This window comes from Secundilactobacillus similis DSM 23365 = JCM 2765, from assembly GCF_001311075.1.
Lineage (GTDB): Bacteria > Bacillota > Bacilli > Lactobacillales > Lactobacillaceae > Secundilactobacillus > Secundilactobacillus similis.
Window position 1 is genome coordinate 17,730 of sequence record NZ_BBAD01000019.1, and the last position, 17,099, is coordinate 34,828.

A 17,099-nucleotide genomic window follows, 5' to 3' on the forward strand; every position below is an offset into this window, starting at 1 on the left:
CCTAATCGAAATTAATTGGTTTCCACAAACACCGCATTCGTCTTATCTGAATCGACGTTCCGCACAGCCTTATAACCGCTCATGTGGAGCTTGGTCTTGGTGTTGGTCCCCTTGGTAGTGGCCTTAACCGTTACCGTTTGAGTCATTGGGATGCCAGATAACTTACCAGACAGCTTGATGACGGTCTGGTTGTTGCTGTTCTTGGTGAAGGTGTAGTTGACCGTCCCTTCTTTGTTCAATGCGCCAGCCTTTTTAGCGGCACTAAGTGACTTGTAGAATTTATCAACGTTGTACATCGTGGCCTTGCCAGTGGCTTTGTCAAAGGCAACGGCTTCAACGCCAGAGTTACTGTTGTGGTTGATTTTACCAGCTAGGTACCAGAACCCATCGCCCTTCAGCACCGTTGATTTAACGTCAGCGTGCTGCGTGGTCTTAGGTTCATTCTTAAAACTAGCTTGTTCGTTCTGTTTTGATTTGCTTTGGTTTCCGCAACCGGCCAAAACGATGGCCAGAACCGCGACAAGACTAACTAGGAAGGTCGTTGTCCGGGTTTTCTTCATAAATAATCACCTCATTGATTTTGTGGCAAGTATAGCATAACTACGTAACAAGACGTTAATCGTTGTGTTAAGAAACGATTAAGAGTGTGGTTGAATAACTCAAACTTGGTAGGGGAGGTGGCGTCTGCCAGTTGCTGTTAGGAATTGCTGACGGTTGACTGACCAGTTTGGTAATCGATCGTCGCACCCGGTTGGACGTTGAAAATGTAGATATTGAAGCGAATTTGTTGACTACCGATGGATTCAGCCTGCATGTGAACGCCACGGGCGAGTAGTTCGGTATTTCGAAATACCGGTGTGACCTGATAGCGGACGTAATCGCTCGGGTGCGACTTCAGGTAACTCGCAACGTCGGATTCGTAGTTTTCCATGCCCGGTGCGTTGAGTGATCGGGTGCCGGTCATCAGGTTCTTCGGGTTGTTATTTTGCCCGGTGAGCTGGTAACCAATCAAATGACTTCTATTATAGAGCCAGTCAGTTTTACCCTGATAGGTGATGCGCTTGTTGTGCCAGCCGGTTGGTGAGACGTAGAGCGGTTCGCGTTCAGCGGATGGCATGAGCGACTTGGCAAGGAGAGCGTCTGCACCGGTGACCCGGTTGAGTGAGTCAAGGTTGTGGTATTCTTGCCAGGCGCCTTTGCTGGTGCTCAGTTGTGCTTGTGTAAAGGTTGGCTGATCACCATTCACTTTGACGATTTGCTGATTTTTGTAGGTGAGGTTGGCCAGTTGACTAGTGCTACTGGCGGTAGTTTTACCGGTAGTCGTACTATTTGAATTCTTAGTGTCTGAACCGCCAGTAACCGACTGGATCACGGACTGGGCTTTTTCCCGCCAGGCGGGTTGGCTGCTACTTGTTGCAGCTGTGTTTGATGATTGATTGCCGTTATCGCCAGTCGTCGAGACGACCCCGACAATAATGGCGACAAAGACAACCAGATACGTGAAGACGGAACCTTTCCGTCGACGCCTTCTTGGCATGGTGAATTCCTCCTGTTTATGATGATGTATTTAGTTTAACAGGAAACGTATGTTCGTGCGAGTGAATTTTTAATTGTCGCTTGTGTCCAGCGTAAGCATTCTTGTGTTTAGTTTGTGAAGTGAGATTTGTGTGAACTGACGATTCCGGTAAGCGACTAGGTTCCTGCTGTGGGGCCGGTCTGAGCCGAAGAGCGGTCTCAGACCTCAAATGTAAGCCTCGCCAAGCCCCGTGCGAGTCTTACATTTGTCCCCGATAATTGGCGGTTGTTGGAAGACCATCAACAACCACCAATTATCGCGACACAGCATACACCTAGTCGCTTACCTGCATCTCACGTTGCGCAATTCGGCACTATCGCAGAATATCTCAAAACGCGTTGAACGGCAACGTTAGCTTATCAAATCAGCACAAACGTGACGGTCAACTGATGAAGCTCAGCATCACGCAACCGTTGATTCATTGCGGTTACTAAACATTGACCATAATTGCTTCTGCAGTTGTCGAGTTATCGTCTAATGTTGCCGGTAGACAGTTTCGTCAACTTCAACATGTGACAGTCAACGGTTCTGGTTGCCAACAGCGCACCATGTAGCGGGAGGTGGAGGCGCGCGAGGCTCAGCAGTGTCGGTATGACTTAAGCAGTCGTAGTCCGCGGGGTTCGGGCTGCGAGTGCTTTAGTCATACGCGGGTCCGGAGAGATCCGGCACGGAAGTGGTCTTCTTCCGTTCCTAGCTCGTAGGCCCGCGACCCAGCGAAGCTTGGAAGCCTATCTGGCCACTGCGTTCCAGCCTCGCATAGCGCTGGAACCTCCCGCGGCATTCTCCCACTATTAGAAAACCAGAATCACTGAACTTCACAAACTAAACATACTTACGCTGGACACAAACGTAAGAAAAATATGTTCAACACATCAAAAACCAGTACAATAGAAACGGCAGTAAGATTCATAATAGTAATAACGTAACTCAGAAAGGAATAGACAGATGCGATTAGGGAGTATTGAAGCCGGCGGGACGAAGTTTGTTTGTGCCGTTGGTGATGAACAGTTTCACGTGTTAGACCGGACGCAGTTTCCAACGACAACGCCGGCGGAGACGTTAGCGAAAACGGTGGCGTATTTTAAACAATTTGAGGACGAACTAGATGCGTTAAGCATTGCGTCGTTTGGTCCGATTGAGATTCGATCACAAGCACCACAGTATGGCTACATAACAAATACGCCGAAGCCCAATTGGCCCTATACGGACTTCTTGGGAACGTTGAAGGCGGCACTAAACATACCGATTTATTGGACAACGGATGTGAATGGGTCGGCATATGGTGAATACGTGGCGTTACCAGAGGCGCAGCGGCCACGATCACTGGTGTATTTTACGATTGGTACCGGCGTTGGGGCTGGTGAACTCGTGAACGGCGACTTTTTGGGTGAATTAGGGCACCCAGAAGTGGGGCACGTTCGTTTGAAGCGGCACCCGGATGACTTAGATTTTGCGGGCATCTGTCCCTACCACGGCGATTGCTTGGAAGGCTTAGTTGCGGGGCCGACGTTTGAAGCTCGGTTGGGGAAGCCCGGTGTTGAAGTGCCACTCAGTGATCACGTTTGGGATATCATGGCCTACTATATCGCGCAGGCGGCGGTTCAAGAAACGCTGATGTTGCGACCCAATAAAATTGTCTTTGGTGGCGGCGTCATCAGTGAACCATTCATGGAAAAGATTCGGGAACAGTTTGCGCAATTAATGAATGGCTATGCCGAAGTGGGGGCGTTGACCGACTACCTCACGATGCCGGTCGTTCCTGAAAATGGCTCAGCAACGGTTGGTAATTTTGCACTCGCAAAACGACTTTTAGGGTAGTTTTAGTCGGTTACTATCAGTAATTACGCGGTTATTGAAAAAATGTTTGAAAAAGAAGAATTTTTTTCGACTATCGGGTTGTGTTTCACGTGAAACAAGTTCTATGATGAGAGGGAAGTTATAATTGAATAGGGGAGTGATGAAACTGAGACGATTAAGATGGTTAATGGTCAGTTTCATGAGTGTTTTAGTTGGTTTAGCACTTGTTCGGCCGTTAGGGGCGGCTGCCAAGTGGGTCGTTGTGCACCAAGCGTCATCCGGGCTGGTCGTGCACCGGTCAAGTATGCGCCGGGTTAACAACAGCCGGGTACACTACGTTAAAGTACCCAAGTCATATGCGCACGTTAAGAAGACGAGCGCCACGCATGAAATTAAGGCAACCAAGGGTAAGGCGGTCACGTTTAAGACCAAATACCTGTTGCCATACCCTGGTAAAAATGGTCAACGCTGGGGGAATCCTCAGTCGATCGCCATTTCCAAGAGTAATTATATGTATATCGTGTATTGTCCAACCAACGTTAAGAACCGTGGTCGAATCGTCCGGTTTGATATGGCGTTGTTAGCGAAGCTTGGCGTGGACAAGTCACCGAAGGTATTGCAGTCGGCTTACGTGAAGCACCATGGTCGGTATTCAGCAAGTCAAAAGCGGATCCAAAAGGCCATTAAGGTTGGCCCAACGTTTACGACGGGTCACGGGCAGTCATTAGCTTACAACTACAAGACAAAAGCCTTATACATGTGGCGTGATACGGAAAAGAGCGCCCGAGTCCCAACGAGTATGTGGGGCGTTATTCAGCACATTGATTCTAAATCTTTGCGGCCAGACCGAGCAGTTCGGTTCCGGTTAGCCTCTGGCGGGATGCGGGTACCAGGTGGCCACACCTTGGCATTTGATAAATCCGGTAACGCCTACTTCTGGAGTAATCCGGGAATCGGCGGCTACGTCTATAAAGGAAAGATTAGCGCGCATCACGTCAAATTCCGGCTAACGAGTCAGATTTTAAGACATATTCCGGGCACCCGGATTCAAAGTATGGGCTATAATCCAGTGCGTCACCGGCTATACATGGTGTCGGATGGCTCAATCGCAAGCTTCCCAACCAAGCGACTTAACGGCCGTGGCTCACTGACGAATGGCAGTTTCGAATGGTCAGGCTTGTCACCAAAGCGTGAGTTAGAAGGCTTGGCCTACGATAGTGCGGGTCATGGCTACTTGCTGACGAATCATAATCCGGAAGTGTTGGTGGCGAATAAATATTAGAGTGCGGAGAGAGGCGGTTAAAGAACGGCGTGTAAGGTGACTCCAGTGAAAGCGCCCGGGTTTGGCGGTTTTACTGGAGTCGCCTTACACATCGTTCTTTGCCTCTCGGAGCACATTTAGTCTCGAGGACAGCAACGAGGTTACGCTAGATCAACCACAAAGCAAAACCACAAAAAAGGCACCACAACACTCAACTTATCGAGCGTTGCGGTGCCTTTTCAATCACAATCAACGATTATTATAACGGTAAATCGCGAACAGCACGATTGCCAACAGGAACCCAATCCCTAAAACCGGGTTGTCCCGAAACAACCAGTGAAAGATGCGGAAGGTCCCTAAGCCGTGGATACCGCCGATGAGTGGGGTGAACATGTGCGTGCCTTCTTTCGGTAGTGGTCGTTAAACCAGAATGTTATAATCAAAATAAGTTGAACTAACGGGTCGTTAGCGCATGACTGAAGTGACCGTCTATGACGGTAGTTGACGTCATTATAGATGATGTTGGCGGCTATCTCAACTCTAGGATGTAGTGGATAGGAGGAGACGGATGGTCATTACGTTAACGATGATTGGCGAGTTGATCTACTTGGTCAACGTTGTGGTTGCCATTATCATGGTATTTCGACAACGGCGCGATATTGCGGCGATTTGGGCGTGGCTGCTGGTCCTGTTATTGTTGCCGGTGGTTGGGTTTGTGCTATACGCCTTTTTGGGGCGGCAATTACCGCAGGGCAAATTATTTAAAGTTAAAAGTGATACCCAGTTAGAAATGGCGGATCTATTGGCGAAGCAGCGGCAGGCATTAGGGAATGAGCAGCTACCAGCAGATGAGGTATCCACTTCGGTTCAGGAGTTGGTTCAAATGTTTATGACGGCCAACGATGCTTTCTTGGCCCGGAAAAACCGGGTTAAACTTATCGCGGATGGGCACGAGTTATTCCATCATATGATAGAAGATATTGAGCGTGCGAAGAGTAGCGTGCACGTGGAATTTTATACGTTTTATAACGATCAGATTGGGCGAGAACTGCGCGACTTATTGGTTCGAAAAGCGCAATCGGGAGTTGAGGTTCGGGTGATCTATGATCCGTTTGGGTCGTTGGGCACGTACCGGTCGTTTTTTAAACCATTACGAGAAGCGGGCGGTTATGCGGAGCCGTTTCTGGCCCACGCGATGATCTGGGACTTCCGGTTAAACTTTCGGAATCACCGGAAAATCGTGGTGGTTGATGGTAAAATCGGCTACGTCGGCGGCTATAACGTGGGTGACCAGTATCTCGGCCGAAAAGCGAAATTTGGCTACTGGCGTGACACTCATTTGCGTTTGACGGGCTCTGGCGTTTTCGGGCTACAGGGACGATTTATTCAAGATTGGAACGCCACGGCCCATGCGGGGGCACTGCCAGCGGACCGCATCGTTGCCAAATACTTCCCACTGACCCACGTCAAGGGCGAAACCAACCTCCAAATTGTGACGAGTGGCCCGGATTCAGAGTTGCAACAAATCAAAATGGGGTACATCAAACTGATCCAAACAGCTAAAAAACGAGTTTGGCTGCAGACCCCGTATTTAATTCCTGACGATAGCGTGATGGACGCCCTTAAAATTGCAATCATGGCGGGCGTTGACGTGCGAATCATGATCCCTGCATGCCGGATCATCCGTTTGTCTACCGGGCGACACAGTACTATGCGCATGAGTTAGCCAAATTCGGCGCGAAATTTTCTACTATCAAAACGGCTTCATGCACGCCAAAACGATGGTGGTGGACGACCAATTTGCATCGGTGGGGTCAGCTAATCTGGATTACCGCAGTTTCAAACTGAATTTTGAAGTCAACGCCTTTTTGTACGACCAAAAATTGGCTGGTGAGCTTGCTGAATTATTTAAAAATGATGAACTAAAAAGCCAATTAGTGACGGTGGAGCTATTTGAACAACAGTCCGGCTGGTTGCGGTTCAAGCAGAGTTTTTCACGCCTATTATCGCCTGTTTTATAGATTCTAGAAACGTTGTTATACCGGCGTTTACAAAACAAGTTAAAAAAATCACAAAATCCGAAGCAAAATGCTTGTAATCGGTTCCAAAACAGGTTATGATATCCATGGAAGGTTAGATAAGACCAATTCAGAACCATAGTAGTATCGTTGCTGTGAAGTAACAGAAGTCCATTGGTCAAGTGTTGTATACCAATTGATGGTAGTAGGATGTTGATGTTTCTGGGTAACACTTGCAGTACTGTTGTTGGCGGATGTTCATGTTTAATGAGGCGTCGAATAACAGAAGATGGAATCGGTGTTCGATGGTAACCCTCCCGTCATATGCAGAGTCCCAAGCAAAACGATCAAACAGATTTAGCGTCATTAGAATCAAATTGGTCATAACCTTCTACAGGTACGAAAGGTCGCGTTAGTTAGTAACTGCGACCGGTTATAAGCTCCATGTTTCAAGATTCAAGTTTTATGTTTCAAGAGTCATGCGTTAAGCTTCAAGTACCAAGTACCAAGTACCAAGCTTAAAGGGTTCCCTCGGTGATAACGATTATTGCTGAGGGAATCTTTTTTGCGTTGCATTTTATTACGACAAAAAAGTAACGCAAAACAGCCTCGAACCGGCACGCTCATTTGAGCTGTGCGGATTCGAAGCTGTTTTTAAGTTAAATTCAATTATTGACCGATTACCGCCAATGACTGATTAACGTGTGCGGCTGAGACAAGTTCATCAACCACAACTTGCGCCAAAGCAGCTTCGGTTACGGGGCGAACAGGAACTGGTTCACCTTCGTTGATCAATTGAACCTGATTGCTACCAGCAACGTTATCTAAAACGGGACGCAGAACGGTGTAGGGGAGTTCGGCTTCATCCACGATTTTGATGCCGTAGCGCTGTTGTTTGAGGTAGGTTTTCGGATCATCAATTCCCGGATAAGTTAACTCGCCAGTCAGTTCATCGTCAACGCCGGCGACGGAACGCATCACCGTTCGAACACTTTGGCGTCGTTGCCGGAGCGCTTCGAATACGGCCTCTAATTTCCAGTCGACATCAAGGCCGGTGAAGTCGGAATAGATCGTATCAACGTCAGCTAGTGCAGGCAGGTAGGTTGCGGCCTTCCGCGCATCGCCGTTATATTGGGCGGTCAATGGTAACCCAGAAACGGGCGCCTCTGCGAAACCAACGACTTCGACATCTGCGTAGGTGGCTAATTGGGTTGCGACAAGTTGGCCGACCGGTTGATCGACCCCTAGGATTAAACAGCGTTGCATGTTGAGTACCTCTCATTTGTGTAATAGTACTTCTACTATAACACGTTAACAGGGTTGATTTTTCTAGCGGTGGTCTAAGCGCGTTAAAAAGCATTTTTTCTCAGACATTATTCGTGTATTGAAATGAGAATCAATAAATGGTACGATGGTACTTGGTTTTTAAAAAGCAAAACACGAACATTCACGCAATTATTGCGGTAAGGGGTATTTATTTATGGGTCAAAAAATTGCGTCATATTTTCAGTTTGAGGCGTTAGGGACGTCTTATAAGAAGGAAATGTTAGCTGGGCTAACGACCTTCATTTCAATGGTGTACATCTTATTCGTTAACCCAAACGTGTTGAGCGTTTCGGGGATGGATAAGGGCGCGGTCTTCACAGCGACTGCGCTGGCTAGTGCCTTTGGTTGTTTCTTAATGGGCATCGTTGCCCGGTATCCAATTGCGATTTCCGCTAGTTTAGGGATCAACGCGTTCTTCTCCTACACGGTTGTGTTGGGGATGAAGATTCCTTGGCAAACCGCGTTAGCCGGGGTTTTCGTTGCTTCAATTTTATTCATGATTTTAACAGCTTTCAAGATTCGTGAAATGGTAGTTGATGCGATTCCCCGGGATTTGAAGATGGCAATCAGTGCTGGGATCGGGTTATTTATCGCCTTTATCGGGTTAAGTGATGGGGGTTTGGTTAGTGCTAACAAGTCAACAATCGTGGCCTTAGGGTCGCTACACGTTGGCTCAACTTGGTTGACGATTTTAGGCTTGATCTTAACGATTATCCTGATGAGCGCTAAGGTGCCTGGGGCCATCTTTATTGGGATGGTCATCAACGTGATCGTTGGGTTAGCCACTGGTTTGATTCAAGCGCCTGACCACTGGGTTGCGGGTGTCCCAAGCATTTCCTCAACCTTCGGCGTAGCCTTTACCCACGTCGGCAGCATCAACACGCTCCAACTCGGGGTTGTGGTGTTAACCTTCCTATTAGTTACCTTCTTCGATACTACTGGAACGTTGGTCGGCTTGACTGAACAAGCCGGGTTGGTCAAAGACAACAAGATCCCACGTATCGGTCGAGCCTTATCCGCCGATTCAACAACGATGGTCGTTGGGTCACTTTTAGGAACGTCACCAATGGGCGCCTTCGTTGAATCATCAGCTGGGATCGCCGTTGGTGGTCATTCAGGCTTCACTGCCGTGGTTGTCGGGGTGTTGTTCTTATTGGGCTCCTTCTTCTCACCACTCTTGACGGTGATCACCAGCCAAGTGACCGCACCAGCGTTGATCATTGTCGGAACGTTAATGGCGCAATCGTTGAAGAACATCCACTGGGAAAAGTTCGAGATTGCGGCCCCAGCCTTTTTGATTTTAGTTGGGATGCCACTGACTTACAGTATTTCAGATGGGATCGCCTTAGGGTTCATTACGTACCCACTTTCAATGATCGCCGCTAAGCGCGGTAAGGAAGTTAGTCCGATCATGTACGGCTTGGCCGTTGTGTTTGTGATCTTCCTTTGGATTTTACAACAAGGCTAATTTAACCTAACAGGGATTCGGGGTTACTTCCGGTCCCTGTTTTTAGTACCATAGTAACCAACGAAAGGAAGTTAGTACATGACAATTCAAGACCACCAAGCCTGGTTAAAAGACTTTTACGAGCAACGTAACTGGTACCGGTTCAACCCGATGATCCGCCTGAATTTTCTCACCGAAGAAGTGGGGGAGCTGTCACAGGTCGTTCGGACGATTGAATTAGGGCGCGACCATCCTGGTGAACACCATGCAACCCCGGCTGAGCTACATGACCATTTAAAGGAAGAGTTAGCAGATGTGTTCGACCAGACGTTGATTTTATGTAGCAAATACGATTTGGATCCCGCCGATGTGATGAAGTATGGCGAAGAGAAGTTAAAGCACCGGTTCAACGTGGGCGATTAATAATATAGTAGAAACGCAAAACCCAACAAACGAGATGCGACCTATTTTTCTATAGGTCGTATCTCGTTTGTTGGGTTTTGATCCTTTTTAATTGCTTGATGAGGTTCAAATATGTGTGAAGGATAAGTATCGGGCAAGCTGCCCGGCATTGTGGTGCACTATGTGTGGTGAGCTATGTGTCGAAGCCTAGCTTCGGATGAAACGTTATGTGTTTAATGGTGATGCAATATGTGTCCGAGATAGTTCCGGAATAGGTGACGCAATATGTGTTGAAGCTAATGCTGCTATGTGTCGGGAAGTTCCCGAATAAGTGGTGCAATATGTGTGGCTTTAATTAATTATTTCTTTTGTAAACTAGGCGTTGCGGTTTGTAAGTTGAACATCTTGGTTAATGCCCAACTGCCTAAGATGCCGATCAACATGAATGGGAAGAAGTCCAAACCAACGTTGAACAGTGGAATGTAGCTGCTAGCCCATGCGTCTAAGGCTTTGAAGAGACCCATGTTAGCGAAGAATGGTGGTAAGGTGTGAATCCCGTCGAAGATGGCTGGGATAAACGTTAAGATAATCGTTGTCTTGTAGATGAATGGGTTCTTACCGAAGAATGGGGTTAAGAGACCCAAGAAGATCAGTGACATTGCGAATGGGTAGATGAAGCTTAACAGTGGCGTTGAGTACAAGATGATTTGGTTCAAACCGAAGTTCGCAACGATGAAGGCACCAATTGAACTGAGGGATAAGAAGAAGTGGTAGCCCAACTTTGGGAACCGGTGACCCCAGTCTTCTGAAAGGGCGGCCATCATGCCGATACATGACGTGATGCAGGCTAAGAAGGTAACGGCACCCAAGATGGCAGTTCCGGCAAGGCCGGTGTAGTGGGTCATGATTTGGGTAAACGCCGTCCCACCTTCACTGGTTAACTTCAAGTAACTTAAGCTAGAAGCACCTAAGGCAATCAAGAAGATGTAGATCAAGGCTTCAAGGCCCATGCTGATGGCGCCAACTTTAGCAACGGCTTTAGAACGTTGTTTCGTATCGTTCATCCCGAAGAATTTCAAAGCGGCGATGATCGTAACCCCGAATCCTAAACCAGCTAAGGCGTCCATTGTGTTGTAGCCTTGAAGGAACCCGTTGATCAAGTTGCTACCAGCACCTGATGTGGTTGGTAAAATTGAGATGTGACGTAAATCGCCTTTGATGACGAAAGCCATGAAGAAGATAAATGCCAATAGGGCTAACAAGATTGGGTTGAGTAACTTACCAACGTAATCGGTAATTTTGCTTTGGTTCCATGAGAGTAGGAATGAAATGCCGAAGAATAACGCTGAGAAGAGCAACAGTCCAATTTGATCCCAGGCCTTTGGCAAGAAAGGTTGAACCCCGATGGCGAACGTGGTGGTAGCGGTCCGTGGTGAGGCAACCAAGATGCCTAAGGTCAAGTGAATCATGATCAAGAAGAAGAGGGCGAAGTGCCGGCCAGCTGGTAAGGCTAAGTCGTAAGCACTGCTGCTACGAGTCAAACTAATGGCTAAAATCGATAATAGCGGTAAAACGATGGCGGTTAACAGGAAGCCGATGGTTGCTGGGCCCCAGTTACTCGCACTGAGTTGGCCTAAGTGAATGGGGAAGATCAAGTTCCCGGCACCGAAGAATAATCCAAATAGTAATGAACCTAAGATAATATATTGACGCTTCGTTAAACTTGTTTTCATATTGAAAACCTCCTATGTGATTGGTGGCAAATAAAAAACGCCCCTAGCATAATTGCTAAGGACGTGTTAATTGACGTGTTACCACCTTAATTTCCAATCACCTCACGATGACTGGCTTAGAAAGTACGGCCTACAGATGCGCGGTCTGTCGACGATACTTCATTGCTGTAATGGGCGCACTCCCAGTGACCACTTCGTTGCCGTCGCGGTCACGACTTGTAGATTACTTTCATCGTTAGATCCGCTACCTCGTCGCACTTACTGAGGCTCCCTGAGAACTTGACTAACGACTACTCTTCTACGCATAGTCTTTATCGAACTATATTGAAATATGTGATATGTGTGAAACATGTTTATGTGACTAATCATAACCGCTTTAAATTAAAAGTCAAGGGGAAAGATTAAACTTTTTTAATTTAAATACTGTCAGCTCTCACACAGTTTTAAGGACCTTTATAGTAGAATTCGGGAGAAATTAGTTGTTAATTCCGTTAAAGTAAGCAATAATTGTTGCTGAAGCCAGTTACTCAAGATATGATAATTTGATTAGCTGGTTTGACTGGCACTCATTAACGGAGTACCAACAGTCGAGGACCTTAGCATAGACAAAGGATGGGACAACTTATGGATAAACAGCTCAACAAACGGAAGATGAACGTCAAACGCTTGGTCGTTAAAGTGGGGACGAGCACCTTGGTTTACCCGAGCGGCGGTTTGAACTTAAACGCGATCGACCAACTGGCCTTCGTATTAAGTACGCTCTGCGGTCAGGGTAAGGAGGTTATTCTCGTTTCTTCTGGTGCGATTGGCGTTGGCTTGAATGCACTCCGGTTGGGAGAGCGACCCAAGGACATTTCAGCGCAACAGGCGCTGGCTGCGATTGGGCAAAGTAAGCTGATCACGCTGTTTAATCAGCGGTTTAACCACTATAATCAAACGATTGGGCAACTGTTGCTGACGCACGATGTGTTCGATTTTCCGGCTAGCACGCAACATGCGCTGGATACTTTCGACCGCCTCTTGAAGATGCACATTGTACCAATCGTCAATGAAAACGACTCCGTTGCCGTGGACGAAATGGATCACCGGACCAAGTTTGGTGATAACGACCAACTGTCAGCCATTGTCGCCACCCGGACGGAAGCCGATTTATTGATCATGTTATCGGATATTGAAGGCTTTTACGATGCTAACCCGATGACCCACCCAGATGCCAAGATCATCCCAACGATCCATACGATCGACGACGAAACGTACGCGGTCGCTGGCGGGAAGGGCAGTATGTATGGCACTGGTGGTATGATCACCAAACTCACAGCAGCGGAACTGATGTTGGCGGACCAACGGCAGATGATTTTAGCCAGTGGGGCCGATCCAGCAATTATCTTAGACATCTTGAATGGTGACCCAATTGGAACCTGGTTCACCCCCGAACAGAAGGGAGCGGTTAAAAATGGCTAGTGACTTAACAACGATGGGGCAAGCTGCCCAAACAGCGGAAACCCAATTGGCCCAGTTATCAACGACGCAACGAAATGCCGGTTTAACGGCGATGGCGCAAGCGTTAGTTGACCACCAAGACGTTATCTTGGCGGCCAATCAGGCGGATTTGACATCAGCTACGGACCTGAAGGAAAGCTTCGTTGATCGGTTGACCTTAACGGCAGACCGCATCGAAGCGATGGCTGAAGGCATGCGCCAAGTCGCCCAGTTGCCAGACCCAATTGGGAGTGTCGATAAGATGTGGAAGAACGAAGCCGGCTTAATGATCGGTAAGCAACGGGTGCCACTCGGCGTTATCGGCATTATCTTTGAAGCCCGGCCAAACGTGACCGCGGATGCGGCAGCACTCTGTTTTAAGAGTGGGAACGCTGTGATGTTACGTGGTGGTAAGGAAGCCATCCAAACCAACATTGCGGTGAGTGACGTGCTCCGCCAAGCGTTGACGGATAACGGCGTGGACGCCAATGCGATTCAACTCGTTCACGATACCTCCCACGAAACGGCGAGTGAAATGATGGCGTTGACGGGCTACTTGGACGTGTTGATTCCTCGTGGCGGCCGTGGGTTGATCCAACGGGTCGTGCAACAAGCAAAGGTACCTGTGATCGAAACCGGCGCCGGCAATTGTCACATCTACGTGGATGAATTTGCGGAACTCCAGATGGCCATCGATATCACGGTTAACGCTAAGGTGCAACGGCCATCGGTCTGCAATGCGGCTGAAAAATTGGTGATCCATAGTGCCGTTGCGGCGGATTATTTACCAGCGATTGCGGCCGCCTGCGTGATCAAGGCGTTCAATTACGGGGCGATGACCGCGCTTGTGCAATCGTACCAGACATGGTTGCGGCAACGGATGCCGACTGGGACGAAGAATATAACGACCTCATCATGGCCGTTAAAGTGGTCGATTCTGAAGCAGAAGCCATCGCCCATATCAACGCCCACAACACGAAGCACTCTGAGGCCATCATTACCGATAACTATCAAAACGGCCAACGGTTCTTACAGCAAATCGACGCAGCCTGTGTTTACATCAACGCGTCAACCCGCTTTACCGACGGCTTCGAATTCGGTTTCGGTGCTGAAATCGGGATTAGCACGCAGAAATTGCATGCTCGCGGACCAATGGGGCTTAATGAACTGACATCGACTAAGTATATTATTTATGGCGATGGGCAAGTGAGAAAGTAATAATGTTAACTGACACCTGAACGTGAGTTGTTTGGGTGTTTTTTGTTGTCGTTTGTGTCCAGCGTAAGCATATTTAGTTTGTGAAATGATTCTGGGTTTCTATAGTGGGAAGATGCCGCGGGAGGCTCCGGCGCTATGCGAGGCTGGAACGCAGTGGCGGGCCTACGAGCTAGGAATGGGCAAAAACCGCCCATGCCGGATCTCTCCGGACCCGCGTATGACTAAGGCACTCGCACCTCGAACCCCACGAGGCGCGACTGCCCAAGTCATACCGACACTGCTGAGCCTCGCGCGCCTCCGCCTCCCGCTACATAGTGTGCTGTTGGCAACTAGAATCTCTGACTGTCACATTCTGAAACTGACGAAACCGTGTAATAAGCAACGCTAGATGGTAACTCAGCAACCACAGAAAAAATTGTAATTAACGTTCAGTAACCGCAAGAAACGATTGTAGTCAATGTTCAGTAACCACAATGAGTCAATGGTTGCGTGATTCTGAACTTCATCAGTTTAACGTTGCGCTTATGCTGATTTGACGAAGTAGCGTTGCTGTTCAACGCGTTTTGAGATGTTCTGCGATAGTGTCGAATTGCGCAATATGAGATTCCGGTCAGCGACTAGGTGGAAGCTGTGTCGCGATAATTGGTGGTTGTTGACGAACTTCCAACAACCGCCAATTATCGGGGACAACTTGAAGACTCGCGCGGTTTTTGGCGAGGCTTCAAGTTGAGGACTGAGACCGCCCTTTGGCTCAGGCCGGCCCCACAGCTGGAACCTAGTCGCTGACCGAAATCGCCAGTTCACGCAAATCACATTTTACAAACTCACATCAATGATGCTTAATGCTTACGCTGGACACAAACGTAAGTTAATCCAAAACGTCAATATTTTAGTTAAATCTACCCAACACCACTCGTTTCAAGGGTTGAAATTTGGTACACTAGACCGAAAAGGAGTGATGGCGCCGTGACAATTAAGACGAATCCGGAACAGCTATCGGTGCTGAAGACCCAGATGGATGAAGCGAACCGCAATTCGCACTTTGTGATTTTTGAATCGACAGAGTTAGCGAGCGGGGATGCTTTGCGGTTGATCACTGATTATGAAAGCTTTAAAGAAATTCAAAACGTTCATCAAGACCAAGCTAGCATGCATATTCTCCAAGACATTGTGCCAATTACGGATAATTTAGCTAAGTGGGCAATCGCCGAAAATCAGGCGGCTCAAGAAAGCGACAATCCAGAAGTTTTAGCCGATTTGGAACACTACACGAACGAGGTGTTGCGGGAGAATCGGATTGAAGAAAATTAGAGAGTGCAGAATAGGGCGGTTAGAGAGTGGAGCCTAAGTTACTTCCGCCAGAAACCCCGATTTTTGGGGTTTGTGGTGGAAGTAGCTTAGGTGCAACTCTCTGCCCTATGGCGCACGTTTAGTCTCGAGGACATGAGTACGGTTAAGTAATATCAGCCACAAAGAAATCCACAATCTATAAGACTCTTTTGCCACAATTTCCCGTTTTTGAGGGTTGTGGTGGAAGTAACTTAGGTGCAGCTTTCTGCCCTGTGGAACACGTTTCGGCTACCAACCAACTTGGTTCAAAAAACGCCCCTCACGAATGCTTGAAATAGCATTCGTGAGGGGCGTTTAACTTGTAGTTAGTCACGATTTTTACCTACTGCGTTGCCAACTGCCGATGATAAATCACGTAAACCAGAATCACCAACGGCACCGTCAGCATCAACGCCGGGTAAAACAGACTGTGCGGCAGAAAATCAAACAAGCCACCACCGATCACCGGACCCAAGACCATACCTGAATCCATGCCGATGTAGAACGTGGCGTTGGCCAGTCCCTGTTCCTCCAAGGGCGCAATCAGCAAACTTGTTGCCTGACAAACGGAGTACATGACGCCGTAACCACCGGCCAATCCGGCGGCTGCTATCAGCATCATCCAGTTATTGAACAGGTAAGTCATCCCAATCATCCCAACCAAGTTGGCGATCAGTCCCGCCAGTAAAAAGTACCGGTAGGGGAGGCGGTCAAAGTAGTCCTTCAACCCTAACCGTAGAACCAGCAAGATCACCGCGTAGATGAGGAAAAAGCTCCCGACCATGACGTGAAAATGCCGACTGGCGACGTACTCAACGAGGTAAGATTGCGTGGCAAAGTAGGGAATCGCCAACAGCATAATCATGATCGCCACGGGGACAACTTGGCGCTGAATCAGGTGGTGTGGTTTCGTTGCTTTGTCTGGTTGAGGGAGTGGTTCACCGTGGTCGCTGATAAATTGAATCATGATCAGCAAAAGACCGGACAGGACAACGGCGCACATGAAGGCGACGCGATAGCCAAAATGCTGATACATAAAAATCCCAAGGGCGGGCGCGACGGCCATGCCCAACGCATTCATCATGCCGTAGTAGCCCATTCCGGCGCCAATGCGATCACGAGGAAGTAAGCCAGCCAACCAGGTGGCCATACAGATTGAACAGAGCGCAAAGCCCAGTCCGTTAATGATTCGGACGATGATCAGCATCCAACCACTGATGGCAATGACGTAGCCGATTGCGGCAACTAACAGTAAGATGCCGCCAATCAGCGCTAGGCGGTATTTGGACACCCGGTCCGTCACTTGACCGGCAAATGGGCGAAAGACGAGGCTGGTGAGGTTCATCATGGCGGCAATCAGGCCGGCAACGACGGCGGATTCGCCTAAGCTAGTTGTGAAGCCGACGATGAGCGGATTGACCAACATCGAATTAGACATATAGCAAAAGCTGCCCAATAAAATTAAAGTGGTATCTCGGTTGAAAATGCGGTTCGTTTTTGCCAAAGGGGACAA

12 protein-coding genes and 2 pseudogenes are annotated in these 17,099 nt (G+C 48.3%); 8 read left to right on the plus strand and 6 right to left on the minus strand.

Going from position 1 to position 17,099, the window contains the following annotated elements; genetic code table 11:
- Positions 1-11 precede the first annotated feature (11 nt).
- Together JCM2765_RS06245 and JCM2765_RS06250 are read right to left on the minus strand one after the other, a co-directional pair.
- Positions 12-560 carry a hypothetical protein gene (locus JCM2765_RS06245; protein WP_054735044.1) on the minus strand — a complete coding sequence of 183 codons (549 nt, stop codon included), beginning with the start codon at positions 558-560 and terminating at the stop codon, positions 12-14.
- Positions 561-697: 137 nt separating this feature from the next.
- Complete coding sequence (locus JCM2765_RS06250) at positions 698-1,537, minus strand: DNA/RNA non-specific endonuclease (protein ID WP_054735047.1); 840 nt, start codon at positions 1,535-1,537, stop codon at positions 698-700.
- Between the two features lie 984 nt (positions 1,538-2,521).
- Between JCM2765_RS06250 and scrK the strand changes: the two genes are divergently transcribed.
- Both scrK and JCM2765_RS06260 read left to right on the plus strand, forming a co-directional pair.
- On the plus strand, positions 2,522-3,394 hold the full coding sequence (gene scrK / locus JCM2765_RS06255; RefSeq protein ID WP_054735049.1) for a fructokinase ScrK: 873 nt from the start codon (positions 2,522-2,524) through the stop codon (positions 3,392-3,394).
- A gap of 139 nt (positions 3,395-3,533) precedes the next feature.
- Entirely contained in the window at positions 3,534-4,655 is a 1,122-nt protein-coding gene (locus JCM2765_RS06260) for a hypothetical protein (protein WP_054735052.1), read from the plus strand.
- Positions 4,656-4,883: 228 nt separating this feature from the next.
- On the opposite strand, the gene JCM2765_RS17550 is transcribed toward JCM2765_RS06260, so the two are convergent.
- The gene (locus JCM2765_RS17550) at positions 4,884-5,027 is read right to left on the minus strand and encodes a hypothetical protein (protein ID WP_162838527.1); all 144 of its coding nucleotides are present in this window, start codon (positions 5,025-5,027) and stop codon (positions 4,884-4,886) included.
- 175 nt (positions 5,028-5,202) lie between these two features.
- On the opposite strand from JCM2765_RS17550, the pseudogene cls reads away from it, so the two are divergent.
- Positions 5,203-6,655, plus strand: a pseudogene (gene cls / locus JCM2765_RS06265) (cardiolipin synthase).
- Between the two features lie 666 nt (positions 6,656-7,321).
- On the opposite strand, the gene JCM2765_RS06270 reads toward cls, so the two are convergent.
- Positions 7,322-7,918 (minus strand): NAD(P)H-binding protein, encoded by a 597-nt coding sequence (locus JCM2765_RS06270; protein WP_054735055.1) that lies wholly within the window; start codon positions 7,916-7,918, stop codon positions 7,322-7,324.
- Positions 7,919-8,132: 214 nt separating this feature from the next.
- Between JCM2765_RS06270 and JCM2765_RS06275 the strand changes: the two genes are divergently transcribed.
- Together JCM2765_RS06275 and JCM2765_RS06280 are read left to right on the plus strand one after the other, a co-directional pair.
- Positions 8,133-9,446, plus strand: a complete 1,314-nt coding sequence (locus tag JCM2765_RS06275; protein ID WP_054735057.1) for an NCS2 family permease — start codon at positions 8,133-8,135, stop codon at positions 9,444-9,446.
- Positions 9,447-9,524: 78 nt separating this feature from the next.
- Positions 9,525-9,848 (plus strand): MazG nucleotide pyrophosphohydrolase domain-containing protein, encoded by a 324-nt coding sequence (locus tag JCM2765_RS06280; RefSeq protein ID WP_054735060.1) that lies wholly within the window; start codon positions 9,525-9,527, stop codon positions 9,846-9,848.
- Positions 9,849-10,186: 338 nt separating this feature from the next.
- Here the strand turns inward: JCM2765_RS06280 and brnQ are convergent, their stop codons facing one another.
- A complete protein-coding gene (gene brnQ / locus JCM2765_RS06285; protein WP_054735062.1) occupies positions 10,187-11,560 on the minus strand; it encodes a branched-chain amino acid transport system II carrier protein in 1,374 nt (457 codons plus the stop codon).
- A gap of 624 nt (positions 11,561-12,184) precedes the next feature.
- Between brnQ and proB the strand changes: the two genes are divergently transcribed.
- From proB to JCM2765_RS06300, 3 genes and pseudogenes are all read left to right on the plus strand, one after another.
- On the plus strand, positions 12,185-13,021 hold the full coding sequence (gene proB, locus JCM2765_RS06290; protein WP_054735066.1) for a glutamate 5-kinase: 837 nt from the start codon (positions 12,185-12,187) through the stop codon (positions 13,019-13,021).
- Positions 13,014-14,257, plus strand: a pseudogene (locus JCM2765_RS06295) (glutamate-5-semialdehyde dehydrogenase). Before proB ends, JCM2765_RS06295 begins: the two are co-directional and overlap by 8 nt.
- Before the next feature lie 966 nt (positions 14,258-15,223).
- Positions 15,224-15,568 (plus strand): hypothetical protein, encoded by a 345-nt coding sequence (locus JCM2765_RS06300; RefSeq protein WP_054735069.1) that lies wholly within the window; start codon positions 15,224-15,226, stop codon positions 15,566-15,568.
- A gap of 361 nt (positions 15,569-15,929) precedes the next feature.
- Here JCM2765_RS06300 and JCM2765_RS06305 read toward each other — a convergent pair whose 3' ends face one another.
- Positions 15,930-17,099 carry an MFS transporter gene (locus tag JCM2765_RS06305; RefSeq protein ID WP_369404046.1) on the minus strand — a complete coding sequence of 390 codons (1,170 nt, stop codon included), beginning with the start codon at positions 17,097-17,099 and terminating at the stop codon, positions 15,930-15,932.

Excerpts from the sequence above, each read along its gene's own strand:
- JCM2765_RS06260 (WP_054735052.1), top strand. The coding sequence starts at position 3,534 with ATGAAACTGAGACGATTAAGATGGTTAATGGTCAGTTTCATGAGTGTT.
- JCM2765_RS06250 (WP_054735047.1), bottom strand. The coding sequence starts at position 1,537 with ATGCCAAGAAGGCGTCGACGGAAAGGTTCCGTCTTCACGTATCTGGTT.
- JCM2765_RS06280 (WP_054735060.1), top strand. The coding sequence starts at position 9,525 with ATGACAATTCAAGACCACCAAGCCTGGTTAAAAGACTTTTACGAGCAA.
- JCM2765_RS06275 (WP_054735057.1), top strand. The coding sequence starts at position 8,133 with ATGGGTCAAAAAATTGCGTCATATTTTCAGTTTGAGGCGTTAGGGACG.
- JCM2765_RS17550 (WP_162838527.1), bottom strand. The coding sequence starts at position 5,027 with ATGTTCACCCCACTCATCGGCGGTATCCACGGCTTAGGGACCTTCCGC.
- JCM2765_RS06270 (WP_054735055.1), bottom strand. The coding sequence starts at position 7,918 with ATGCAACGCTGTTTAATCCTAGGGGTCGATCAACCGGTCGGCCAACTT.
- brnQ (WP_054735062.1), bottom strand. The coding sequence starts at position 11,560 with ATGAAAACAAGTTTAACGAAGCGTCAATATATTATCTTAGGTTCATTA.
- proB (WP_054735066.1), top strand. The coding sequence starts at position 12,185 with ATGGATAAACAGCTCAACAAACGGAAGATGAACGTCAAACGCTTGGTC.
- scrK (WP_054735049.1), top strand. The coding sequence starts at position 2,522 with ATGCGATTAGGGAGTATTGAAGCCGGCGGGACGAAGTTTGTTTGTGCC.
- JCM2765_RS06245 (WP_054735044.1), bottom strand. The coding sequence starts at position 560 with ATGAAGAAAACCCGGACAACGACCTTCCTAGTTAGTCTTGTCGCGGTT.